A 22,062-nucleotide genomic window follows, 5' to 3' on the forward strand; every position below is an offset into this window, starting at 1 on the left:
CAAGATTTGTGACGCGATCAGCGACACGATTTTGGATGCGATGTTGGCGCAGGATCCGCGGTCGCGGGTTGCGGTGGAGTCGATGGTGACGACCGGTCAGGTGCATGTGGCTGGTGAGGTGACCACGGCGGCGAACGTCGATACGACGGCGTTGGTGCGTCAGGCGGTGTTGGACATCGGGTATGACTCGTCGGAGAAGGGTTTCGACGGGGCGTCGTGTGGTGTGAGTGTGTCGATCGGGGCGCAGTCGCCGGATATTGCGCAGGGTGTGGACACGGCGTACGAGTCGCGTCTGGAGAACGCTCTGGATGATTTGGACAAGCAGGGCGCGGGTGATCAGGGCCTGATGTTCGGGTATGCCTGTTCGGACACGCCGGAGTTGATGCCGTTGCCGATCGCGTTGGCGCATCGGTTGTCGTTGCGGCTCTCGCAGGTGCGGAAGAACGGGACGGTGCCGTATCTGCGTGCGGATGGTAAGACGCAGGTGACGATCGAGTACGACCAGGACAAGCCGGTTCGGTTGGACACGGTGGTGCTCTCGTCGCAGCATGCCGAGGGGATCGATCTGGACAAGCAGCTGGCTGCGGATGTGCAGAAGTATGTGATCGATCCGGAGATCGAGGATTTGGGTCTGCAGGCGGAGAACCCGAATATTTTGATCAATCCGACGGGCCGGTTCGTGGTTGGTGGTCCGATGGGTGATGCGGGTCTGACGGGTCGGAAGATCATTGTCGACACCTATGGCGGGATGGCCCGGCATGGTGGTGGCGCGTTCTCGGGTAAGGACCCGTCGAAGGTGGACCGGTCGGCGGCGTATGCGACGCGGTGGGTGGCCAAGAATGTGGTGGCTGCCGGGTTGGCGGATCGTGCCGAGGTGCAGGTCGCGTATGCGATCGGTAAGGCGGCGCCGGTGGGTCTGTTCGTGGAGACGTTCGGGACGGAGAAGATCGCGCCGGAGAAGATTCAGGCGGCGATCAATGAGGTGTTCGATCTGCGTCCGGCGGCGATCATCCGTGATCTGGATCTGTTGCGGCCGATCTATGCGCAGACGGCGGCCTATGGCCACTTCGGCCGTCCGGATGCGAACCTGCCGTGGGAGAACACCAACCGCGCGGCGGCCCTGAAGGACGCGGCCAAGGCCTGACGGCGAACGCATGCGGCGCCGGAGGAGACCGGCAGCGGCCAGTAGTCTCCTCCGGCGCCGTTTCCGCGCCCCGCAAGCTTTCATACACCCAAAAAGGGAGTGGACCCCGTTATGCGCATCGCCGTCATCGGCTCGATCGCAACCGACCATCTGATGTCGTTCTCCGGCAAGATCAAGGACCAGCTGGTCGCCGACTCGCTGGAGAACGTCTCGCTGTCGTTCCTCGTCGAACACCTCGACGTCCGTCGTGGCGGCGTCGCCGGGAACATCTCGCTCGGACTGGGCCGTCTGGGCCTGAACCCGGTCCTGGTCGGGGCCGTCGGGCAGGACTTCGGCGAGTATCGGTCCTTCCTCGAGCAGCACGGCGTCGACACCAAGTCGGTGCACGTCTCCGAGACCCAGCACACCTCGCGGTTCCTGTGCACCACCGACGAGGAGGAGAACCAGATCGCCTCCTTCTACGCCGGTGCCATGAGCGAGATGCGCGACGTCGACCTCAAGGCCGTCGCCGACCGCGTCGGTGACCTCGACATGGCCCTCATCGGCGCCAACGACCCCGAGGCGATGCTGCGTCACACCGACCAGTGCCGTCAGCTCGGCGTGCCGTTCGCCGCGGACATCTCGCAGCAGCTGGCCATCATGTCGGGCGACGACGTGCGCAAGCTCGTCGACGGCGCGACGTACCTGTTCACCAACGAGTACGAGGCGACGCTGCTGCTGAAGAACACCGGCTGGAGCGAGGGCGAGGTGCTCGACCGCGTCGGCAGCTGGGTCACCACGCTCGGCGGCGACGGCGTGCGCATCTCCGGCAAGAGCCACGCGACCGTCGAGATCCCCTCGGTGCCCGACGTCAAGGTCGCCGAGCCGACCGGTGTCGGCGACGCGTTCCGCGCCGGCTTCCTGTGGGCCCTCGGCGTCAACATGACGATGGAGCGCGCGGCCCAGGTCGGCTGTGTGTTCGCGAGCATCGTCCTCGAGACCGTGGGGCCGCAGGAGTACACGCTCGACCGTTCCGAGTTCTCGAACCGTGTTGCCAAGGCTTACGGCAACGACGCCGCCGCCGAAATCGAGTCCAAACTGCGGGTCTGATCATGGCGAGCGCTGGTCTGCCGGCTGTCGAGGCGCGGGTCCCCGGCGGCGCCATGGGCGCTGCGCTGCAGGCCCGTGGCGGCACGCTCGCCGCCCTCGGCCCGATCGAGGGCGGCGACGGGATCCTGAACGTCACACGTCCGGATGTCGCAGGCGCGATGCCCACCGCGGTCGCCTCGGCGCCGGTTCGGGCGCGATCGGGCCCCGCACGTCCGGCACCGCGCTCGCGAACCCGGGCGAAGACGACATCGCGAACCGCGCCGACACCTGAGTGGGTGTGACGGTGTGTCGACATGTTTGACCGCGCAACATTGAGCCTGGGAAACTCGTTACGAGTGGGCCGAGAGGCGCTGCAGCGGAGAGACCTCCGCCACGCTCGGCCACTTTCCCTGGCAACGGAAGGGCGCCTCTGTCACAGGAGGCCTATCGCGATGCCGGAATCCCAGCTCACGAGCGCGTCGTCGGCGCGCGTCGTCGTGTAGGTGCCGGTAGGCGAGGGTCAGGATCAGAAAGGAAGTCATGAGTAACAAGTTGCAGCAGGTGAACGGTCTCGAGTTCGCCGTCGCCGACCTGAAGTTGGCGGAGGCAGGCCGGCACCAGATCCGGCTCGCCGAGCACGAGATGCCGGGTCTGATGGCGACGCGTCGCGAGTTCGCCGCGTCGAAGCCGCTGAAGGGCGCGCGCATCGCGGGCTCGCTGCACATGACCGTGCAGACGGCTGTGCTGATCGAAACCCTGGTGGAGCTCGGTGCCGAGGTGCGCTGGGTGTCCTGCAACATCTTCTCCACGCAGGACGAGGCCGCCGCGGCCGTCGTGGTCGGCCCGAACGGCACGCCGGAGAAGCCGCAGGGCGTGTCCGTCTTCGCGTGGAAGGGCGAGACTCTCGAGGACTACTGGTGGTGCACCGACCAGCTCTGGGACTTCGGTGACGGCAAGGTCGCCAACATGATCCTGGACGACGGCGGCGACGCCACGATGCTCGTGCAGAAGGGTGTCGAGTTCGAGGCCGCAGGCGTCGTGCCGCAGCCGACCGACGAGGACCCGGCCGAGTTCAAGGTCGTCCTCGAGACGCTGCGCAAGTCGCTCGCCAGCGACAAGGGCCGCTTCACCAAGCTGGCCCAGGAGATCAAGGGCGTCACCGAGGAGACGACGACCGGTGTTCACAAGCTCTACGAGCTCGTGAAGACGGGCGACCTGCTCTTCCCGGCGATCAACGTCAACGACTCGGTCACCAAGTCGAAGTTCGACAACAAGTACGGCTGCCGCCACTCGCTGCCGGACGGCATCATGCGTGCCACCGACGTGCTCATCGGCGGCAAGGTCGCCGTGGTCTGCGGCTACGGCGACGTCGGCAAGGGCTCGGCCGAGTCGCTGCGCGGCCAGGGCGCCCGGGTCATCATCACCGAGATCGACCCGATCTGTGCGCTGCAGGCCGCGATGGACGGCTACCAGGTCACGACGCTGGACGAGGTCGTCGAGACGGCCGACATCTTCATCACCACGACCGGCAACTTCGACATCATCACGTCGGAGCACATGGCGAAGATGAAGCACCAGGCCATCGTCGGCAACATCGGTCACTTCGACAACGAGATCGACATGGCCGGCCTCGAGGCCACCCCGGGCATCAAGAAGGTCGAGATCAAGCCGCAGGTGCACGAGTTCACCTTCGCCGACGGCCACTCGATCATCGTGCTGTCCGAGGGCCGGCTGCTGAACCTGGGCAACGCGACGGGCCACCCGAGCTTCGTGATGTCCAACAGCTTCACCAACCAGACGCTGGCGCAGATCGAGCTGTGGACGAAGCCGGGCGAGTACGGCAAGGACGTCTACCTGCTGCCGAAGCACCTGGACGAGAAGGTGGCGCGCCTGCACCTCGACGCGCTGGGCGTGAAGCTGACCAAGATGACCAAGGAGCAGGCCGAGTACATCGGCGTCGACGTCGAGGGTCCGTACAAGCCGGAGCACTACCGGTACTGATCACTTCGCGGTGAGGGCGTGTCCGGCGGCCCCGTCGTTTCGGGGCCGCCGGTGCGTACCGCGCGGGTCCGCCCTGCCGCCGGCCGGGCGGACCCGCAGCCCGAAGCAGTCACCGTTCGTGCACCGGAGGACCCGAGAAGGCGGTTCGACATGAAAACCATTGCTCTTGAGCTGGTCCCGCCCGAGGTGGACGGCGGCCCGCAGGCCGCGGTCGAGGAAGGCCAGAAGGTCGCGCGCGTCGCCAAGGAGACCGGCCTGGACGGCGCCATCAAGCACCTGATGATCCCGGGCATGATCGAGGAGGAGTCCGACCGTCCCGTGGAGCTGAAGCCACGGATGGACGTGCTGGACTTCTGGAACTCGGTCAGCGGCGAGCTGGACGACGTGCGGGGTCTGTGCACCCAGGTCACGGCGTTCCACGACAAGCCCCAGCTCACCGAGCGGCTGCACTCCCTGCGTGACGCGGGGATGGACGGCATCGTCTTCGTGGGCGTGCCCCGCACGATGGCCGACGGCGAAGGCTCCGGCATGGCGCCCACGGACGCGCTGGCCGAGTTCACCGACGTCGTGCCCAACCGCGGCGCCATCCTCATCCCGACGCGGGAAGGGGAGCAGGGCCGATTCGGTTTCAAGTGCGACCGCGGCGCGACCTACGGCATGACGCAGCTGCTCTACTCCGACGCGATCGTCGGCTTCCTGCGCGACTTCGCGAAGCACTCCGAGCACCGCCCGGACATCCTGCTGTCCTTCGGCTTCGTGCCCAAGATCGAGACGAAGATCGGCCTCATCGACTGGCTGATCCAGGACCCGGGCAACGAGGTCGTCAAGAAGGAGCAGGAGTACGTCGCGCGGCTCGCCGAGATGCCGTTCGAGCAGAAGAAGCGCGAGCTCGTGGACCTGTACAAGCGCGTCATCGACGGCGTGGGCGACCTCGGGTTCGACCTGAGCGTCCACCTGGAGGTGCCGCTCGGCGTGTCCAAGCCGGCGTTCGAGGTGTTCGCCGAGATGCTGGACTACTACTCGCCGCTGCGCTGATCCGGCCGCCGTGAGGCGGCAGGGCCGGCGGTGTTCACCGGTTCCCCGTCAGATCCCGGGGTCTCGCCTGCGGAGATGTCCGCCTGCGAGACCCCGGGATTTTTCGTGCTCCGCTCCGCCGTGCCGTGGGTTACCCACAGCGGTGGCGGTCCAATCGTCGTCGCGCCGCGGCGCCCGCGGGCCCGGTGCCTGCCCGCAGGCAGCCGGTGCGAGCCCTGCGACGAGGTGGCGAGGCGGTGCGAGTGCGGTCGGTGGCGGGCCGGCTCGTTGGTCCGCTGCTGCGGGAGCGCGGTCACCTCGGCGCGCACGGCCGACAGCCGCGCCATGAGCACGCGGATACCGTTGTCGAAGGCGTAGAGCATGGCTTGCGGGTGATCGTCCGGCGGCCGGTCGTGGTGGGAGAGCGGCTGGGCGAGGCCCGTGCCGCTGATGGTCCAGTTCTCGTCGCCCCGGCCGGTCGTCTCGGTGAACTCGACGGTGACGGGCTTGCTGACGGCGGCCCGTGGCAGCGACGGATCGGTGCCGGTCGGCACGAGCAGATCTCCGCCGGGACAGGCGTACGCCGCGAGCGGGACGGGTTCCCCGCCGTCGACCGAGATCGTTGCCGTAACGCGGCGGGCCCGATCGCCGATCAAGGCAACACAGTCGTGATGGGTCAGTCCGGCCTGCTCCATGCTCGCTCCCTTCCGCGGCCGGAGGCGCCCCGTGCGCGTTCCGGCCGAGTTCCTCGCCGTCGGCTGTCGCCTCCGGCGTCGGTGCGGTCGTCATCGCTGTCGGATGTCGTGTCACCGCACGGTTTTCGGCGGTGGGCGGGCGGAGAGTTCGGGTAGTGTCGATGGCGGTCGTGATCGTCGGTTCGGTGGGAGCCGGCGGTCAACCGCAGGCGGTCACTTTTCCTTGGTACGCCGGACGAACCGATCCGTCCACACGTTGCCTCCTCGTGGGTGAGACGGCGTGTGGTGTCTGGTGGAGTGGGGTCCGGCGAACGTCGTCGGCGCGCAGTGGAGGTTGGCATGGGTGTTTCGCAGAACCGGTTCCGGATGACGTTCGCGGGGTACGACCGCGAGGCCGTCGATCGTCACCTGACCGCCTTCGAGGAACAAAACCGCGCCATGGCAACGGATCGGGCGCTGCACCAGCGACGTGCCGAGGTGCTGGCGGCCGAGTTGGCGGAGCTGCGCGAGTCGCACACGGCGTTGCGGCACAAGTTCGACCGGGTGTGCCGCAGCCCGATCGAGAGCGACGGGCTGTCGGAACGGATGCTGCGGCTGGTCGAGCTGGCGCACGTCGAAGCCGCCGAGATCGTGCAGGACGCCCGTGACCGTGCCGAGCGCACTCGTACCGCTGCCGACGAGGAGGCAGGCCGTCTCCGCCGCCGGTACGAGCACGCGCTGGCCGAACTGGACGATCGCCGCACGCAGCTGGAGGCCGAGTTCGCGGAGCGGACGCGGCGGCTGGAGGCCGAGGCCGAGGAGCGGGAGCGCGCGGCCGAGGAGAAGAGGCGCAGGCTCGACGAGGAATCGGCCCGCAGGCGCCAGCAGGCCGAGCAGGAGCTCGGCAGGGCGCTGGCCGCGAGGCGGGCCGAGTCGGAACGCCAGGTGCGACGCCGTGAGGAGGAGGCTTCGGACCGGGCGACGGCCGTCCTGGCGCAGGCGCGCGAGCACGCCGCCGAGGTCGTCGCGACGGCGACCGCCCGAGTGGAGCAACTGGAAGAGGTGCAGCGCACGCTCACCGCGCGGTTGCGGGAGACACGGGCGGTCCTGAGCGCGGTCGGCGAACTCACCGACCCTGCGCACGCGGAATCGGAGCCGCTGCGCGGACAGGAGCCGGAGCCGGCGCGTGGGGGCGGTGAGGCCCACGAGGACGCGGCGCGGTCCGGTGCGGAGCCGGGGCCGGTGGTGTGGCCTGCCGACGCCGGCAGGCAGGGCTACGCGACGCCGGGGCGCGGGGTGCAGCCGGTGCGCCCCGCGCAGCCCGTGGCAGGTGAGCTGCGGTCGGTCGCCGAGGCGGTGCCCGCGCCGCGGGACGGGGATGCCGACGCCGGGTCGTCGACGGGGACGGGCGGCGAACACCCGCATCCCGCAGGCGCGCGTGCGGTGGACGCGGGGGCTCCCGACGCGGCCGACGGCGAGCGTCCGGAGGCGGCACAGGGCAGCGGTGCGGCGACGAGGTCCGTGGGTACGTGACCGAGGCCGCCGGGATCCGGTGGGTCCTCGCCGTCGCCTGCCCCGCCGCCACGTCCGCCGTCCGCGGGGCACGGTGAGTCCGAGGCCCGAGGGGAGGCGCCCTCGCGGGGGAACGCCGTCGCTGCGCGTGGCCGTGCTGCGTCCGGCCGTGTGGTGGTCGTCGTCCGTCCCGGTGGCACCCTCACGGTGCTGTTGCACATGAACATCGGTTTCAGTAGCACTGGACGAGGTCGCCCGTCGCCGAACGGCGGTGACGGGTCCGTATCCGAGTGCGAGGAAGGCTGGAGGCCGATCCATGTCGCTGAATGTGCCCACCGAGTTGTTGGACCGCGCGGAGAGCGGGAGCGTCGACGACGCCGAGTTCGTCGCGTGCGTGCGGGAGTCGCTGCCGTACGCGTGGGAGATCATCACCGGTGTCGTCGCGGACCTGGAGACCGAGGGCGGGCCGTTCGCCGACCATGCGACGCCGCCACCGTCCGAGGCCGAGCGTGGCCAGCTGCTGCGCGCGTTGGCGTCGGATTCGATCCGCGGCGGGTTGGAGCGGCACTTCGGAGTGAAGCTGGCGTTCCAGAACTGTCACCGGGTCGCGGCGTTCCGACCGGGCGCCGTCGACGGTGACGAGTACCGCGAGTTCGTCTCGGTGCGGGGCCAGTTGTTGAACCAGAGCCCTGAGCTGCGCGACTGCTGAGGCGGTCAGTCCGAGTTCGGGCGGCTCCCGCGGAGCGCGGGCAGCACCTCGGCGCCGAGGCGTTCGATGGTGGCCAGTGTGCGTGCGCGGGAGCCGCCACCCTCGACCAGCATGAGTACCCGGTCGATGCCGGTGGCGGCGATGCCGGTGCGGATCCGGTCGACGCAGTACTCGGGGTCGCCAACGGGGTGCAGCCGGCAGAGGAGTTCGGCGTATTCGACGGGGTCGCGGGGCGTGCGTGGCCGGTCGTCGACGGGCACGTACCCGGCGAGTCCCGGGCCGAGCCAGCGGGGGAGCGAGGAGCGCAGTTCGTCCACGGCCGACGCGCGGTCGCGGCCGACGTGGGCGACCACGGTGGAGGTGTGGCCGACGGGCCGGGGGCCGCCGGTGTGTGCCGCGGCGCGGTCGTGGGCGGCGACCATGCGGGCCTTCTCGTCGTCGCTCGCGTGCATGCCGAGCAGCATGGGCAGTTCCCGTTCGGCGGCGAGGGCGGCGGTGTCGGCGGAGGTGCAGGCGACGGTGACGGGCGGGTGCGGCCGGGTCAGCGCCGGTGGGGTGAGCGGTACCTCGCGGAAGGTCAGGCTCGGCCCGTCGCCGCGAACCCGGTCGTCGGTCAGGCTAGTGAGGAGCAGGTCGAGGCGTTCGGTGAAGTGGTGGTCGTGGGCGTCGGCGCCGGTGCCGAACACTTCGAGGTCGACCCACGGCCCGCCGCGCCCGACGCCGAGGGTGAAGCGTCCGCCGGAGAGCCGGTCGAGCATGCGGGTCTGTTCGGCGAGGGCGACGGGGTGGGTGGTGGACAGTACGCTCACGGCTGTGCCGACGGTGATGTGGTTGGTCGCCCCGAGCGCGTGGCCCGCGAACGTGATGGCCGACGGGCAGGTGCCGTAGGACATGAAGTGGTGTTCCGCGATCCAGGCTTCGTCGAATCCGGCGTTCTCGGCGGTGAGCACGGCGTCGGCGGCGGTCTGCAGCGCCGCGCCGGGGTCGTCGTCGCCGAACACGGCGCCCAGGAGGAATATCCCGAATTTCACGGGTCGTAACCCTACGTGAGTTGCATCGTCCGATGTGGACCGGAGGGTGACGGGACCGCAGGTCGGCGGGTGTATACGGGGGCTACCGGCCGGTCACAGGAGTGGGTCGGTTGGTACCGTCGACGTGTGGGGAAACTTCGATCGCGCGTCACCTCGTGGGCTACGCGGCTGTACCTGGCGCGCGCGCAGCGCAAGGGCGGCCTCGACCTGCAGAAAGTGTTGCCCGAGACGGCGTTGATGCCGTTGCGGCGGGACGGTCTCGATCCCGTGGGTGAGCTCGCGGAGGCCAGGGAGTCGGAGCCGGTGCGGAAGCTGCCGGTGCCGTTCGGGCTGAACTTGTGGCTGGTCAGCGGCTACGACGAGGCGAAGGCCGTGCTGGGCAACGGGAAGGCGTTCAGTAACGATTTCGGCACTCTGATGGCCGAGTTGGGGATGAATCCGGACGACAATCCGGGTGGGTTGGGGTTCGTGGATCCGCCGGTGCACACGCGGCTGCGGAAGCTGTTGACGCCGGAGTTCACGATGCGCCGGTTGTCGCGGTTGCGGCCGGGTATCGAGCAGATCGTCTCCGATCGGCTGGATGCGATGGCGAAGAAGGCGGAGTTGGGCGAGCCGGTGGATCTGGTGGAGGAGTTCGCGCTCCCGATTCCGTCGTTGGTGATCTGTGAGCTGCTCGGGGTGCCGTACGAGGACCGGGACGAGTTCCAGCATCTGGCGGTGGCGCGGTTCGACCTGTTCGCGGGTGCGGGTGCCGCGGTGGGGGCGATCTCGGAGTCGCTCGAGTATTTGATGCGGGTCGTGCGCAAGGAGCGTGAGGATCCGGGCGACGGGCTCATCGGCATGATCATCCGCGAGCACGGCGACGAGATCGACGATCGCGAGCTCGCCGGGCTGGCCGACGGTGTGTTGACGGGCGGGTTCGAGACGACGGCGAGCATGTTGTCGCTGGGCGCGCTGGTGTTGTTGCGGGATCCGGAGACGTTGCGCCGGGTGCGTGAGGACGACGAGGCGGTGCGGCTGTTCGTGGAGGAGGCGCTGCGGTACCTGTCGGTGGTGCAGGTGGCGTTCCCGCGGTTCGCGCGTGACGACATCGAGGTCGGCGGTGTGACGATCGGCAAGGGCGACATGGTCGTGGTGTCGTTGTCTGGTGCGGATCGGGACGGTGCGCTCGGGGCGGATCTGGAGGCGTTCGACGGCGAGCGGTCGCCGACGCAGCATCTGGCGTTCGGTTACGGCGCGCACCGGTGTGTGGGCGCGGAGCTGGCGCGGTTGGAGTTGCGTGCGGCGTATTCGGCGTTGGTGCGGCGGTTCCCGGACATGACGTTGGCGGTGGATCCGGCCGAGTTGGAGTTCCGGCAGACGTCGATCGTGTACGGCGTGGAGAAGTTGCCGGTTCACTTGGGCTGACCGGCTTCGGCCGACGGGATGCCGGGTCGACCGGCTTCGGCGGGGCGGCTCGGTGGTCGCCCCGCCTGCCTGGCCGGGTGTCGTGTCAGCCGCCTGCCATGGCGCCGATGATCAGCAGTGGTTCGGTGCCGCGGACGACGGGTTCGGGCAGTGGTGTGTCGTGCGGTTCGTGGGACAGGTCTTCTTCGCAGGCGAAGAATCGTATGAAGGCGCGGCGCCTGTCGGTGCCGTGGTGCCGGATGGTGCCTGTCAGGACCGGGTAGTGGTGTTCGAGGATGTCGAGTACGCCGCCGAGTGTCACGGTGCCGGGCACGTCGAGCGTCAGTTCGCCGTCGTCGATGTGGGCGAGTTTGCGCAGGTGTGTCGGCAGGTGGACGCGGATCGCGGTGGTGGTGGCCGGTTCGGTCATGGCAGGGTCTGCACTTCCACGGACAGGACGGACGGCAGGTCTCGCACGATGGGTGTCCAGGTGTCGCCGGCGTCGGGTGAGGCGTACACCTGCCCGCCGGTGGTGCCGAAGTAGATGCCGCAGTCGTCGAGGCGGTCGACGGCCATGGCGTCGCGCAGCACGTTGACGTAGCAGTGCTCTTGGGGAAGTCCGTGGGTGAGCGGTTCCCACTCGCCGCCGCCGGTGCGGCTGCGGTAGACGCGTAGTTTGCCGTCGACGGGGAAGTGCTGCTCGTCGCTGGTGATGGGCACGACGTACGCGGTGTCGGGGTCGTGGGCGTGGACGTCGATGGGGAAGCCGAAGTCGGTGGGCAGTCCGTCGCCGATGTCGTACCAGCTGGCGCCGTCGTCGTCGCTGCGCATGACGTCCCAGTGCTTCTGCATGTAGAGGGTGTCGGGACGGGCGGGGTGCCGGGCGAGGTTGTGGACGCAGTGGCCGACGTCCGCTTCGGGTTGCGGGATCTGGCCGGAGTTGAGTCCACGGTTGGCGGGTTGCCAGGTCTTGCCGCCGTCGGCGGTGCGGAACACGCCCGCGGCGGAGATCGCGACGTGCAGGCGGTCGGCGTCGCGCGGGTCCTGGATGATCGTGTGCAGGCACATGCCGCCGGCGCCCGGTTGCCAGTCGGGGCCGGATTCGTGGCAGCGGAGGCCGCGGAGTTCCTGCCAGCTCCGGCCGGCGTCGACGGAGCGGAACAGGGCGGCGTCCTCGACACCGGCGTACACGGTGTCCGGATCGGACAGTGACGGTTCGAGGTGCCAGGCGCGCGTGAACTCCCAGGGACGTTGCGAACCGTCGTACCACTGGTGGGTGCCGACGTCGCCGTCGTAGGTGAACTCGTTGCCGACGGGGGTCCAGGTAGTGCCGCCGTCGTCGCTGCGGTGGATCTGCTGGCCGAACCAGCCGAGCGACGCCGAGGCGTAGATGCGGTCGGTGTTCTGCGGCGAGCCTGCCAGGTGGTACATCTCCCAGCCCGCGAAGAGCGGGCCGTCGACCTTCCAGTCACGGCGGGTGCCGTCGGCGGTCAGGATGAAGGCGCCCTTACGGGTGCCCACGAGTACGCGTACGCCGGCCATGTTGAGTCCCCTTCTCGAGTCATGGTGGAGGTGTCGGAGGCGCTTGGGTTGTACTGTAACTGAGATCACTTTTCAAAAACAACCGTACATCACACAGGCAAGATCACGGGGTTGTCGGCGCAGGCGGCCTCTCGGTCGGTGGAACCGGGATGACCGGGGTCGTGCCCTGCGATGACGGTGCTGTGGAGGGTACGAGTGGGTACCGACAGTTTTGGGAATCGCCGTTCGACCTGCAGGTCGGGGCGACTGCGGCGATGGGGGAGCACGCCGCGGCGGCCCTGCCGGCGGCTGGATGTGGCGTGGAGGCAGGATCGCTGCGGAGCCGGGGAGGCTCCACCGATATAGTGCAGCCGGCGCCGGAATCGGCGTGGGGGCCGGTAGCTCAGTTGGTTAGAGCAGAGGACTCATAATCCTTTGGCCGTCGGTTCAAGTCCGACCCGGCCCACCCTTCTGACCTGCATGTTCAATCGTCCGCCCATCCGGGTTTCGACCCTTGGGTGCGGGTTTGGGTGCGAGTAGTCTCCGGGTATGGCTCGCACCCGTTCCGGAGGTCGCCAGCGCGGTCGCATTGAGCAGCGCGGCGACAGTCTTCGCGTCGTCGTGTTCGCCGGGACCGATCCGGTGACGGGTCGTCGGACGTACTGCGCGAGAAGATCAACGGCACGGACGATGCGGCGTGGCGGAAGGCCGAGAACACGCTGACGCAGTTGCGGGCCAAGGTGCTCAAGCAGCGATCGACGGCGTCGACGGTGACGTTCGGCTATGCGGTGGATGAGTGGCTGCGTACCGCCGACATCGAACAGAGCACCCGGGACAGCTATGTCGGATACATCGACCGCGTGATCAAGCCCGTGCTCGGCGACATCGCGGTGAGCAAGCTCGGTGCGCGGCAGCTGGAGAATCTCTACGCCGATCTGCGCCGCTGCCGGATGCGCTGCGATGGGAAGCCGTTCGTCGAGAAGCACAAGGCGAAGGACGAGCACGACTGTGCAGTGGCGGAGTGCGTCGTGCACCGGTGCAAGCCGATGGCGGCCTCGACGGTGCGGCAGATCCACTCGATCATCAGCAGCGTCCTGAACGCCGCGGTGCGGTGGGAATGGATCGAAACGAACCCGGCCAAGAATGCCCAGCGGCCGAAGCTGCGCCCGCCGGATCCCCAGCCCCCGACGCCGGCTGATGCGGCCAGGTTGGTGGAGGCCGCGTTCGAACTGGGGGACGACTGGGGAACGCTCGTGTGGCTGGTGATGACCACCGGCATGCGGCGGGCGGAGGTTGCCGGGTTGCGGTGGTCGCGCGTCGACCTGGACGCCGAGACCGTCGAGATCAGGCACACCTATGTGCAGAGCAAAGGCAAGGGTCTGGAGAAGGACACGAAGACGCACCAGATGCGCCGGGTCGCCCTCGACTCCGAGACGGTCACGTTGTTGCGCGCGCACAAGGAGAACTGTCGCGACGAGCTCGCCGAGCTTGGCGTGGAGCTCGATGAGGACATGTTCGTGTTCATGGGGGCGCGCAGTGCCGATGCGACCACGCCGTATCCGCCGGACGCGATCTCTCGTCGGTACAAGCGCATGGCGGCACGCTTGAACCCGCCGGTCAACACCCACATCCACGCACTACGCCACTTCTCGGCGACCGAACTGTTGTCGGCGGGCGTCGATCTCCGCACGGTCGCCGGCCGCCTGGGGCACGGCGGGGGAGGAGCGACCACGCTCCGGGTTTACGCGGCGTGGGTGGCGGCGAGTGACCGGAAAGCAGCCGAGATCCTGGGTTCTCGACTGCCGAAACGGCCGCCGAAGGGCAGTGCCGAGGAGTGACCGGATCCGTCGGCGGCCGTGGAGTGTGTTCCTACCCCGAAGGCGAGGTCGCGCTTGAGTCAGGTGGGGAAGGATTCAGCGGAAGTGCGGACTCTGGCCGCACGCCGCCGGCTGCCGACCGGGCTCTCGGCGTCATGGCGCCGCGACGGCGCCGCGGTCGGGTGGGGCGGGCGTGCTGGGGACTGCTCGTGGTGGGTGGCGCCTTCGCCGAGCGTGGCGACGACGGTCACCGGAGATTGCTGACCCGGTTCGCCACCTGGCACGTCTCACGTCGCCTACGTGAGAACCAGCCAGTGACCTCCTACCGGCAGAACAACGCGCGCACCATGTTGCGCGACGCCGAGCGGTTCCTGGCCTACCTCGCCGACCGAGGCCGCCGGATCGACGAGTGCACCCAAAACGACCTCGACACATGGACCGCCAGCGCAGAGAACCGACAGGTCGCCAGCCTGCGCCCCTTTTTGAAATGGTGCCGACGGCAACGCGAACTTCCACCCCTGCAGCTGCCGCGATCAGTACCGACTCGAGCCGCGCCGCTGGGACAGCACGAGCGCGTAGCGTACGTCCGTCACATCTTCACCGACGACACCATTCCGGTCGCAGATCAGGTACTCGCACTGCTGATCCTGCTCTATGCCCAGCCGCTCATTCGCATTGCCGGACTCACCGTCGATGACGTGATCCGGGACGAAAACCAGGTACTCCTGCGCCTGGGAGGCCCGCCCACGCCAGTGCCTGAACCGTTCGCTGGGGTGCTGACCAACTACCTCGACAACCGGCTGAATCTCAACAGCGCCGCGAACGCACGCAACCGCTGTCTGTTCCCCGGACGCCGTGCAGGACAGCACCTGACCACCACCTCGCTCCGGCTCCGTAACCTCGGACTGTCCAATCTCGACGGCCGCGCTGCTGCGATCCGGCATCTTCTGCAGCAAGCTCCGGCACCCGTCATCGCTGACATGCTCGGCTACAGCACGACCACCGCCACTCGGATTGCGTTCGAAACAGGCACCACCTGGCAGCGCTACGCGGCCGACAAGAACGGTCGCTGAGGTGGTCGTCCTTACTCGTCACCCAGCGGATGTTGTCTATGCGAAGGTCGGCTTGGGACCACGTCGACCCCGGCGCCAGGTGAGTCAGGTTCGACCTTTGCTCCGCTGAATCAGACAGACCGTCGCAGCGGCAGCCGAGAGGGCCGCGACGATCGCGACCGCCAGCCAGGAGGCTCCGCTGATGAGCGTCCCGGCGACGGCGGTGCCGGCCGAGCCGGCGGCGATCTTCAGCGCGCCGACCCAGATAAAGACCTGTCCTCGCGTCTCGAGCGGGGCGTACTCGCTGCGGGCGGCGAGTGTCGCAGCGAAGAACAGGGAGTTCGCGATCCCGGCCGCGCCGAACGCAAGGAGGGCCGTGGTGAAGTTCGGCGTCGCGATCACGAGCAGCAGTGCTGCAGCGACGACGGCTGCGAGGACACTGGTGAGCTTGTCGGAATCCCCGCGCATCGGCCATGCCATGAGGACTGCCGATCCCGTCAGGCTCCCGACTCCGTAGCCGGCGACGAGCGTCCCGGCCAAGGCTGCATCGCCCAAGGACGGGGCCACTGCCACGGCGTAGATGGGCAACACCGCGACGGAGAAGGCGACGATGACGGTCAGGCCCAGGGTGCGCCGAAGCGGACCGAAACGCCAGATGCTGCCCAGCGTGTGGGCCGGGGACGGGACCGTGCCGGGGTCGTGGAGTGGTGACTGCCGCGGGAGGGCGAGGACGGCCCCGGCCCCGGCGATCGCTGCCGTCGCGAGGGCCAGGGTCGCGAGGAGTGGGCTGGAGGTTGCAGCGATCCAGGCGACCGCAGCCGGCCCCAGGGTCCCGCTGATGCCGTAGCTTGCGACGTCCCAGCTCTGCGCGCGCCGTTGGCTCTTTTGGGAGCGTCCGACGATGGATGGCAGGCGGCTGCTGACTCCGCCGGTGAGCATCGGGCCGAACATGCCGGAGAGGATCAGCAGCAGCGCGGGGACCACGGCCCAGGTGACCGGCAGCATGAGGCCGGCGACGCCGAGGAGCGTCCCGTGGATGAGAGCGGAGGCGGCGATGATCTTCCGTCCGTCGCGGGCGGTGTCGAGGCGACGAGCGATGAACGGGCCGAGGAGGTGTGGGGCGGTGATTGACGCTCCGAGCAGGCCAGAGGCCCAGTCGGGCTGGCCGGAAGCGTGGGCGAGCAGGACGATCGCAACGACCGCGCCGCCGTCGGCGGAGCGCACGAGGGTCGCCGCGACGACGTACCGTGCCAGGCGGCCGGAAGCTCCGGAGGCTGCCGCCCCGGACTCGTGCTCATCCAAGGCCGAGCAGATTGACCACGGCAGCGACCTGTTCGCGCTGCTGGTGGGAGAGTCCCTGGATGGGCAGGGGGAGGCTCGGTCGTCTTGCCAGACCGAGCTGCTCGGCGATCGCTGCGACGACGCGCAGACTGCCGCCGAACTGCGCGAACAGATCCCACAGTGGCGCGAGTCGCTGGGACTCCGCGACGGCGTCGGCCGCCCCGCCCGCTTGTGCGGCGCGGGTGATCGCCATCGCCGGTGCTGGCAGAGTCCCTCCGATGACCGAGTACCAGGCCTCGCAGCCGGCGTTGAGCCCGGTCGCGGCGGAGGCGTCGCCGGAGACGCCGATGGTGACGTGCTCCGGGATGACGGCTCGGATTGCCGCGACGTGCTGCCGAGCGGCCTCGGGATCATTGGGGACGCCGGGGATCTTGATTGAGGCGATGCCGGGAAGCTCAGCGATGCGGCCGTAGAGCTCGTTGCTGAACTCGAAGTGCGTGGTGCCAGGATTGTCGTAGACGATGACCGGCAGGTCGGTCGCGGCGGTGACGGCGCGGAAGAGTTCGAAGACGTCGTCGTGGGTCAGGGGCTGGTAGGTCATCGGGGCCAGTAGCAGCCCGGCAGCGCCTGCCGCCTGGGCGGCCTCGGCGTTGGTGAGGACATGTGATGTGCGCAGTGCACCCACTCCGACGTGCACCGGGGTGTCGTCGGCGTGCTCGACCGCGAGTCGGGCGACGCGAGCGCGCTCCTTGGTCGTGAGATAGGCGTACGAGCCGGTCGAGCCGAGTGCGGTGATCGAGTCCACTCCGGTAGCAGCCAGGCGCTCGATGAGGCGGGCGAAGGCGCGGGCGTCGACCGTGTCGTCGTGTAGCGGGGTCAGGGGGAAGGCGGAGAGTCCGGTGAAGATGCTGGTCATGGATGCTCCTTCGTGCGGACGGCCGACGGTTACTTGATACCGCGTGGTCCGGTCATGTGCGGGGGCCGTAAACGGTGGTGAGGGCGGCGTCGAGGTCGGCGATGAGGTCCTTGGCGGATTCCAGGCCGACGGCGAGACGGATCAGTCCATGGTCGCCGAACGGCTCTCGGAAGCCGGCGGCGCGCTCTGGGGGGTAATGCTCGTATGCGATGAGGGTCTCGTCGTGGCCGAGTGAGACCGCCGAGGTGATCAAGCGCAGGTCGTCGATGAACTGGACCCTGTCCTGGTGGCTTCCGGCGATGGCGAAGGACACGATTCCGCCGTAGCCGCCGGTCAGCTGCACTGATGCCGACGCATGATGGGGATCGCCTGCGAGCCCCGGGTAGGCGACGAGATCGATGCGGGGGTCGGAGGCGAGGAACTCAGCGATGGCCTGCGCGTTCTCGCAGTGTCGCTGCAGGCGCAGAGGCAGCGTCAGTGATCCCCGCATGATCAGCCAGGCGTTGAACGGCGCGATCGCCCCGCCGACGTGGTGGAGTGCGCCGAATTTGATCTGGTCGACGAGATCACGGTCGCCGATGGCCACTCCGCCCATCGCGTCACCGTGTCCGTTGATGTATTTGGTGAGCGAGTGCATGACCAGGTCGGCCCCGTGATCGAGGGGGCGCATCAGCGGAGGCGGGGTGAAGGTCGAGTCCACGGTGAGCAGAGCTCCGGCGCCGTGCGCGATTCGGGCCAGGGCTGCGACGTCGGCGACCTTGGGATCAGGGTTACAGATGACCTCGGTGTGGATCAGCTTCGTGCTCGGCCGGATCACTGCTCGGACGGCGTTGAGGTCGGTGATGTCGACGAGGTCGACCTGGACGCCCATCTTCTTCGGCAACAGGGAGGTGAGCAGGTCAAAGGTTCCCATGTAGACGATGTCGGAGACGATGACGTGGTCTCCGGGGGCCAGGATTGTGAAGAACGCGCCGTGCAGCGCTGCCATCCCCGTCGTGAACACTGCGGCGGCCTCGCCGCGCTCGGCATGAGCGAGCTTGTCCTGCAGACCGAGCTGATTCGCCCCCGACTCCCGGGTGTAGACCAGAAGATCGGGATCGTCCTCGGCCAGAGCAGTCGGATCCGCGGGAAGGCGATAGGAGTTCGCCATCGCGATCGGGGTGCGAATCGCGCCGGTCGTCTCATCGGGCCGGTTGCCGCCGTGGACGGCCCATGTGTCCCCGGTCAACGTCGCATGGTCATATCTGTCAGGGCGAGGGGCGTCCACAAAAGACTCTTCGGTACTCATGAAAGGTGTGTTCCCGGCGTTCGTTCGGACGTTGTCATGTCGGCTGCTCATGGAGCTTGGATCAGTCGGCGCGAATCGCGCACGTCGGGGCCGAGCTGAGTGAGGGCCTCGACCAGACTGTTCCCGGCCGCGGCCAACTCCTCGGTCGTAGCCGGGGCGAGGGCGTCGAGGATAAAAAGCGCCGTCCGGGTGTCGTCGGTGAGTCCGGTGCGTCGGCCCTGACGCCAGTTCCAGCGTCGGCAGGTCACCCCGGCGTCGTCGCACCATACGACTTCGCCGGTGTCCGGATACTCGCGCACCATTTCTCCGTTCGCAGTCGTGTCGAAAGGTTCGTCGCCGTTGGCTCGGATCAGCCGGGCTGGCCCTTCGTACTCGTGGAAGTCCTCGCCGCCGAGTGGGATCTGGTGCAAGACGGAGATCGCGTTGTAGATGTCGGTGAGCGCGTTGATCCGTGGCAGGCCCTTCTCCGCACGCCGAGTGAGGGCCTCGAGGCTGTTGCGGGTGCGCTGCGGCTTCGCGCCGAACGCCCGGTACGCCTCCCGCCACGCGGCAATGTGGTCCAGCTCGTCCACCGGCGAGGCAGCGAGTAGCGCTCGCGCATGCGCCTCGGCCCGGTCGATCAGCTCGTCGACCGCCGAGGAGGACACTCGAGGATTGATCCCGCTCACCAGGACGAGAAGCGCGCGGTAGTCCGGGCGCAGCTCGAGCACGGCAGGGTCGACCTCGCACTCGGCGAGGAACGCGTCGAGTGCTTGGGTCTCAGTCATCGTTGGTCTCCGTTAGGTGGGCGTGTCCCACACCGGGCTCGTGGACGCAGAGCGTGAACCGGGCCGGGTCGTCGTTCGGGTTGAAATAGGAGTGCTCGGCATCGCCGTGAAACACCAGCGCGTCACCATCCGCGAGCACATGAGACCGCCCGTGGACCTCGACCGTGAGCGTGCCTTCCAAGACCTGGAGGAGCTCGCGGGTGCCGGCGGCATGGGCCTCGCTCTCATGGCGGTCACCGGGCGCGAGCGTCCAGTTCCACAGCTCGATAACCTCCGGCGGCTCCGTACTGGCCACGAGCACGCCGCGCCCACCCTGCTCGCCGGTCCACAGCGCCGCACCCTGACCGGCGCGAGTCACCTTCGCTGCCTTCGGTGCCGGAGGCTCGACGAGGGCGGGCAGCGCCACCCCGAGAGCGTCGGAGAGCCGCAGCAGCGTGCCCACGCTCGGGTTAACAGCCCCCTGCTCGACACTGACGACCATGCGCCGGCTCACCCCCGCACTCTGGGCGAGCTGGTCAAGCGTCCAGCCGTGGGCAGCGCGTTCCTGCTTCAGTCTCGTGCCGATGGCGCGTGCCAGGCTCTCTGCTTTCACGTCCATAAGTGCATCATAGTGCACAACGAGGGCATCATCTGTGCCAGTCGGCGATGCTCACGTATCTACGTGGCGGAATCGTCCAGCTCGTTCGGGCCGGGTTGCCACCCGCACGCGGTGCCCGCTCAACCTGCGTGCCTCTCCGAGCTCCCTTTCGCTGGAACCTGGCTCTCAACGCCCGAATCGCACGCGCGAATACCCCGCACGACCAGCAAACCCGCTGATATCGCGACTGATGCGAACTCGCGCTGCTTGTTGTGAGCGGCGGTAATGATGCTCGGCCAGGCGGGTGAGACTGCGACTGGGCGGGCCGGTCTTGTCGGTCGTGGGTGCCACCATGCGACTGGACCACCGAGCGTGGATGTGGGGCCGCGCGGGAGCGATGGCATGCCGTTGACGACATACCTGACTGATCGGGATCTCGTACTCGATGCCACTCGAGACGAGAGCGACGTGGGCGGAGGCATGTCCTGGCAACAGGTGCGTGACGACGACACCTTGCCGATGAAATGCCGCGAGTGTGGTCGCGACATGCACCCTCGCGGCGGTGCGAACCGGGGCAAACGGCCCCACTTCGCGCATAACAAGGACTCGAGTCGGCCCACGTGCCCGGCCGAGAGCGAAACGCGCGAGCATCGGGAGCTGAAACGACGCTGCGCCGAGTGGGCTCGACGAGCGGGGTGGCACGCCGCTCTGGAAGTCACCAGCCCCACCAAGGACTGGCGTGCCGACGTTCTGGCCACCGATCCGCGATCGCAGCGTCGTGTCGCGTTCGAGATCCAGCTCAGCCCCCAGACCGAGGAGGATGCCCGACACCGCAGCAAGCGCTACCGGGAGGCGGGGATCGAGTGCGTGTGGATCGTCAAAGGACATCAACGCCCGTGGTTCCGAACCCATGGCGCGCTCGTGGTCACCGGGCCCACAGCCTCGGCGGGCTCGCAGGAGCGTGACTGGACGGTGGTCGACGGGTGCCAGCGCTACATCGGGACCGAGGAGGGCGGAATCTGGTGCCCGGTTACGTCCGTGCCGTTGTCGCAGGTGGTGTACTCCATCGCGCGTGGGCAGGTAGTGCCCTCCCGCAGAGACCCGTATCTCGACAGCGGCGAGTGGTGGTGGATCCGAGCCGATCGCCGGCAGCACTGGACAGATCCCGTCGCACAACCAAGCAAACCCCCACACCGCCGGCCGAAGCGGAAGCCGACCCCGCGAGACACCCGGCCACGCACCCAGACCGCCCGCTCAACTGGAGCACTCCACGCTCGTTCCTCGTCCCCGCGGACGCCCGCCACGCCGTCACCGACTACCGCCGCGTCGGTCAAGACGGATCCGCCACCGGCGCCGTCACCACCCGAGCCACCGACGACCCCCACCCCGGAGCCTCCGGCCGTAGAACACACGAAACCGCAGGCTAACCCGCACAAGCGTGTGCCCACCCCGCCCCGCGATCTGACACTTCGTGAAAGCCTCGCCGACGCGCTGGGCGGTCCCTGGCCAGCCCGCCGGTACGGCAGCGCCGCTATCTGTGCCCTTTTCCTCGGCCTGATCGCAGCCGCAGCCAGCGCTGGTGTCACCAACGCCGCTCTGACCGAGCTTGCCCTCTGGGTGGCCGGCACCTGGCGTGCCGTGATCCTGCTGGGCGTCCTGATCTCGGGTGTACGTCGGTATCGCTAGCGTCGATGTTCAGGAAGGGCGCTCACCGCTGACCTGCGGGTTACCCCTCCGGCAGGACAAAGTCCGGCGATGACGCCACTCGGGTGGCTCTCAAGACCTGGGCGAGCGTCGAGAGCGCTTCGAAGACGCCGAGGGTTTCGCTGAGGAACTCCAGGTAAGTCATCCCTGTGGGGTCTTCATCGCTGACAACCCGGCCCGTCTGAAGATCGTGGTGCGCCGTGGCGTGCCCGATCGTGTTGCGTCGACGGGACATCTGTGCGCAGGGGCCGAACCTCGACCGCGACTGGTGCGCATGTGGGAGGCCATGGCCCAGCCGACGACCATGCGGGTGGCCAGGTCGAGCACCGTGGCCAAATACAGCCACCCTTCGCCGGTGCGCAGGTAGGTGATGTCGCCGACCAGCCGCGTTCCGGGTTGTGCGGCGGTGAAGTCCCGCACCAGCAGATCCGGACTGGACACCGGCTGCTGGCCGGGCACGGTGGTGGTCTTGTAGGCGCGAGGCTGCACCGCGGCCAGCCCCTGCTCGCGCATCAGGTCGACAACCAGGCCGACGCTGGCCTCGATGCCGTCGCGGTTGAGTGCCGCGGTAACCCGGCGGCACCCATAGGTCTGGCGGGA

19 protein-coding genes, 1 tRNA gene and 1 pseudogene are annotated in these 22,062 nt (G+C 68.5%); 11 read left to right on the forward strand and 10 right to left on the reverse strand.

What is annotated here, in order from left to right; all coding sequences use genetic code 11:
* From metK to LY13_RS24700, 4 genes are all read left to right on the forward strand, one after another.
* Positions 1-1,144 (forward strand): methionine adenosyltransferase (gene metK, locus LY13_RS24685; protein WP_253830965.1); only part of this gene is annotated, 1,144 nt, incomplete at its 5' end.
* Positions 1,145-1,255: 111 nt separating this feature from the next.
* Positions 1,256-2,233 (forward strand): carbohydrate kinase family protein, encoded by a 978-nt coding sequence (locus tag LY13_RS24690; RefSeq protein ID WP_253830966.1) that lies wholly within the window; start codon positions 1,256-1,258, stop codon positions 2,231-2,233.
* A 519-nt stretch (positions 2,234-2,752) separates the two neighbouring features.
* A complete protein-coding gene (gene ahcY, locus LY13_RS24695) occupies positions 2,753-4,213 on the forward strand; it encodes an adenosylhomocysteinase (protein ID WP_253830967.1) in 1,461 nt (486 codons plus the stop codon).
* A gap of 150 nt (positions 4,214-4,363) precedes the next feature.
* On the forward strand, positions 4,364-5,248 hold the full coding sequence (locus LY13_RS24700) for a mycobacterial-type methylenetetrahydrofolate reductase (RefSeq protein ID WP_253830968.1): 885 nt from the start codon (positions 4,364-4,366) through the stop codon (positions 5,246-5,248).
* Here the strand turns inward: LY13_RS24700 and LY13_RS24705 are convergent.
* Positions 5,230-5,922 (reverse strand): hypothetical protein, encoded by a 693-nt coding sequence (locus LY13_RS24705; protein WP_253830969.1) that lies wholly within the window; start codon positions 5,920-5,922, stop codon positions 5,230-5,232. The genes LY13_RS24700 and LY13_RS24705 overlap by 19 nt on opposite strands.
* A gap of 339 nt (positions 5,923-6,261) precedes the next feature.
* Here LY13_RS24705 and LY13_RS24710 point away from each other — a divergent pair, with 339 nt between their 5' ends.
* Positions 6,262-7,434, forward strand: a complete 1,173-nt coding sequence (locus LY13_RS24710) for a coiled-coil domain-containing protein (RefSeq protein WP_253830970.1) — start codon at positions 6,262-6,264, stop codon at positions 7,432-7,434.
* Between the two features lie 295 nt (positions 7,435-7,729).
* Positions 7,730-8,122, forward strand: a complete 393-nt coding sequence (locus LY13_RS24715) for an SCO5389 family protein (protein WP_253830971.1) — start codon at positions 7,730-7,732, stop codon at positions 8,120-8,122.
* A gap of 5 nt (positions 8,123-8,127) precedes the next feature.
* Here the strand turns inward: LY13_RS24715 and LY13_RS24720 are convergent, their stop codons facing one another.
* Positions 8,128-9,153 carry an LLM class flavin-dependent oxidoreductase gene (locus LY13_RS24720; RefSeq protein WP_253830972.1) on the reverse strand — a complete coding sequence of 342 codons (1,026 nt, stop codon included), beginning with the start codon at positions 9,151-9,153 and terminating at the stop codon, positions 8,128-8,130.
* Positions 9,154-9,279: 126 nt separating this feature from the next.
* Here LY13_RS24720 and LY13_RS24725 point away from each other — a divergent pair, with 126 nt between their 5' ends.
* Positions 9,280-10,560 carry a cytochrome P450 gene (locus LY13_RS24725; protein ID WP_253830973.1) on the forward strand — a complete coding sequence of 427 codons (1,281 nt, stop codon included), beginning with the start codon at positions 9,280-9,282 and terminating at the stop codon, positions 10,558-10,560.
* 85 nt (positions 10,561-10,645) lie between these two features.
* Here LY13_RS24725 and LY13_RS24730 read toward each other — a convergent pair whose 3' ends face one another.
* Both LY13_RS24730 and LY13_RS24735 read right to left on the reverse strand, forming a co-directional pair.
* Positions 10,646-10,969 (reverse strand): MoaD/ThiS family protein, encoded by a 324-nt coding sequence (locus tag LY13_RS24730; RefSeq protein WP_253830974.1) that lies wholly within the window; start codon positions 10,967-10,969, stop codon positions 10,646-10,648.
* Positions 10,966-12,081 carry a WD40/YVTN/BNR-like repeat-containing protein gene (locus LY13_RS24735; protein WP_253830975.1) on the reverse strand — a complete coding sequence of 372 codons (1,116 nt, stop codon included), beginning with the start codon at positions 12,079-12,081 and terminating at the stop codon, positions 10,966-10,968. Before LY13_RS24735 ends, LY13_RS24730 begins: the two co-directional genes overlap by 4 nt.
* 371 nt (positions 12,082-12,452) lie before the next feature.
* Between LY13_RS24735 and LY13_RS24740 the strand changes: the two genes are divergently transcribed.
* From LY13_RS24740 to LY13_RS24750, 3 genes are all read left to right on the forward strand, one after another.
* Positions 12,453-12,526: transfer RNA gene (locus LY13_RS24740), tRNA-Ile, on the forward strand.
* 262 nt (positions 12,527-12,788) lie between these two features.
* Positions 12,789-13,898 carry a tyrosine-type recombinase/integrase gene (locus LY13_RS24745; protein WP_253830976.1) on the forward strand — a complete coding sequence of 370 codons (1,110 nt, stop codon included), beginning with the start codon at positions 12,789-12,791 and terminating at the stop codon, positions 13,896-13,898.
* A 188-nt stretch (positions 13,899-14,086) separates the two neighbouring features.
* On the forward strand, positions 14,087-14,950 hold the full coding sequence (locus LY13_RS24750; RefSeq protein WP_253830977.1) for a site-specific integrase: 864 nt from the start codon (positions 14,087-14,089) through the stop codon (positions 14,948-14,950).
* Between the two features lie 84 nt (positions 14,951-15,034).
* On the opposite strand, the gene LY13_RS24755 is transcribed toward LY13_RS24750, so the two are convergent.
* Genes LY13_RS24755 through LY13_RS24775 form a run of 5 tightly spaced genes read right to left on the reverse strand, consistent with a single transcriptional unit; the run spans position 15,035 to position 19,779 of the window.
* Positions 15,035-16,231 carry an MFS transporter gene (locus tag LY13_RS24755; RefSeq protein WP_253830978.1) on the reverse strand — a complete coding sequence of 399 codons (1,197 nt, stop codon included), beginning with the start codon at positions 16,229-16,231 and terminating at the stop codon, positions 15,035-15,037.
* Complete coding sequence (locus LY13_RS24760) at positions 16,224-17,126, reverse strand: dihydrodipicolinate synthase family protein (RefSeq protein ID WP_253830979.1); 903 nt, start codon at positions 17,124-17,126, stop codon at positions 16,224-16,226. Before LY13_RS24760 ends, LY13_RS24755 begins: the two co-directional genes overlap by 8 nt.
* 52 nt (positions 17,127-17,178) lie before the next feature.
* The gene (locus tag LY13_RS24765; protein WP_253830980.1) at positions 17,179-18,414 is read right to left on the reverse strand and encodes a trans-sulfuration enzyme family protein; all 1,236 of its coding nucleotides are present in this window, start codon (positions 18,412-18,414) and stop codon (positions 17,179-17,181) included.
* Positions 18,415-18,461: 47 nt separating this feature from the next.
* On the reverse strand, positions 18,462-19,181 hold the full coding sequence (locus LY13_RS24770) for a B3/B4 domain-containing protein (RefSeq protein ID WP_253830981.1): 720 nt from the start codon (positions 19,179-19,181) through the stop codon (positions 18,462-18,464).
* Positions 19,174-19,779, reverse strand: a complete 606-nt coding sequence (locus LY13_RS24775; RefSeq protein WP_253830982.1) for a helix-turn-helix domain-containing protein — start codon at positions 19,777-19,779, stop codon at positions 19,174-19,176. Before LY13_RS24775 ends, LY13_RS24770 begins: the two co-directional genes overlap by 8 nt.
* A gap of 381 nt (positions 19,780-20,160) precedes the next feature.
* Here LY13_RS24775 and LY13_RS24780 point away from each other — a divergent pair, with 381 nt between their 5' ends.
* Complete coding sequence (locus tag LY13_RS24780; protein ID WP_253830983.1) at positions 20,161-21,444, forward strand: competence protein CoiA; 1,284 nt, start codon at positions 20,161-20,163, stop codon at positions 21,442-21,444.
* A 288-nt stretch (positions 21,445-21,732) separates the two neighbouring features.
* On the opposite strand, the pseudogene LY13_RS24785 reads toward LY13_RS24780, so the two are convergent.
* Positions 21,733-22,062, reverse strand: a pseudogene (locus LY13_RS24785) (IS3 family transposase); the annotation flags it as partial.

This window comes from Prauserella aidingensis (assembly GCF_024171865.1).
Classification (GTDB): domain Bacteria; phylum Actinomycetota; class Actinomycetes; order Mycobacteriales; family Pseudonocardiaceae; genus Prauserella; species Prauserella aidingensis.

Coding starts and splice junctions, on each gene's coding strand:
- LY13_RS24770 (WP_253830981.1), bottom strand. CDS start 19,181: ATGACTGAGACCCAAGCACTCGACGCGTTCCTCGCCGAGTGCGAGGTC.
- LY13_RS24780 (WP_253830983.1), top strand. CDS start 20,161: ATGCCGTTGACGACATACCTGACTGATCGGGATCTCGTACTCGATGCC.
- LY13_RS24735 (WP_253830975.1), bottom strand. CDS start 12,081: ATGGCCGGCGTACGCGTACTCGTGGGCACCCGTAAGGGCGCCTTCATC.
- LY13_RS24730 (WP_253830974.1), bottom strand. CDS start 10,969: ATGACCGAACCGGCCACCACCACCGCGATCCGCGTCCACCTGCCGACA.
- LY13_RS24765 (WP_253830980.1), bottom strand. CDS start 18,414: ATGAGTACCGAAGAGTCTTTTGTGGACGCCCCTCGCCCTGACAGATAT.
- LY13_RS24775 (WP_253830982.1), bottom strand. CDS start 19,779: ATGGACGTGAAAGCAGAGAGCCTGGCACGCGCCATCGGCACGAGACTG.
- LY13_RS24760 (WP_253830979.1), bottom strand. CDS start 17,126: ATGACCAGCATCTTCACCGGACTCTCCGCCTTCCCCCTGACCCCGCTA.
- LY13_RS24700 (WP_253830968.1), top strand. CDS start 4,364: ATGAAAACCATTGCTCTTGAGCTGGTCCCGCCCGAGGTGGACGGCGGC.
- ahcY (WP_253830967.1), top strand. CDS start 2,753: ATGAGTAACAAGTTGCAGCAGGTGAACGGTCTCGAGTTCGCCGTCGCC.
- LY13_RS24710 (WP_253830970.1), top strand. CDS start 6,262: ATGGGTGTTTCGCAGAACCGGTTCCGGATGACGTTCGCGGGGTACGAC.
- LY13_RS24705 (WP_253830969.1), bottom strand. CDS start 5,922: ATGGAGCAGGCCGGACTGACCCATCACGACTGTGTTGCCTTGATCGGC.
- LY13_RS24690 (WP_253830966.1), top strand. CDS start 1,256: ATGCGCATCGCCGTCATCGGCTCGATCGCAACCGACCATCTGATGTCG.
- LY13_RS24715 (WP_253830971.1), top strand. CDS start 7,730: ATGTCGCTGAATGTGCCCACCGAGTTGTTGGACCGCGCGGAGAGCGGG.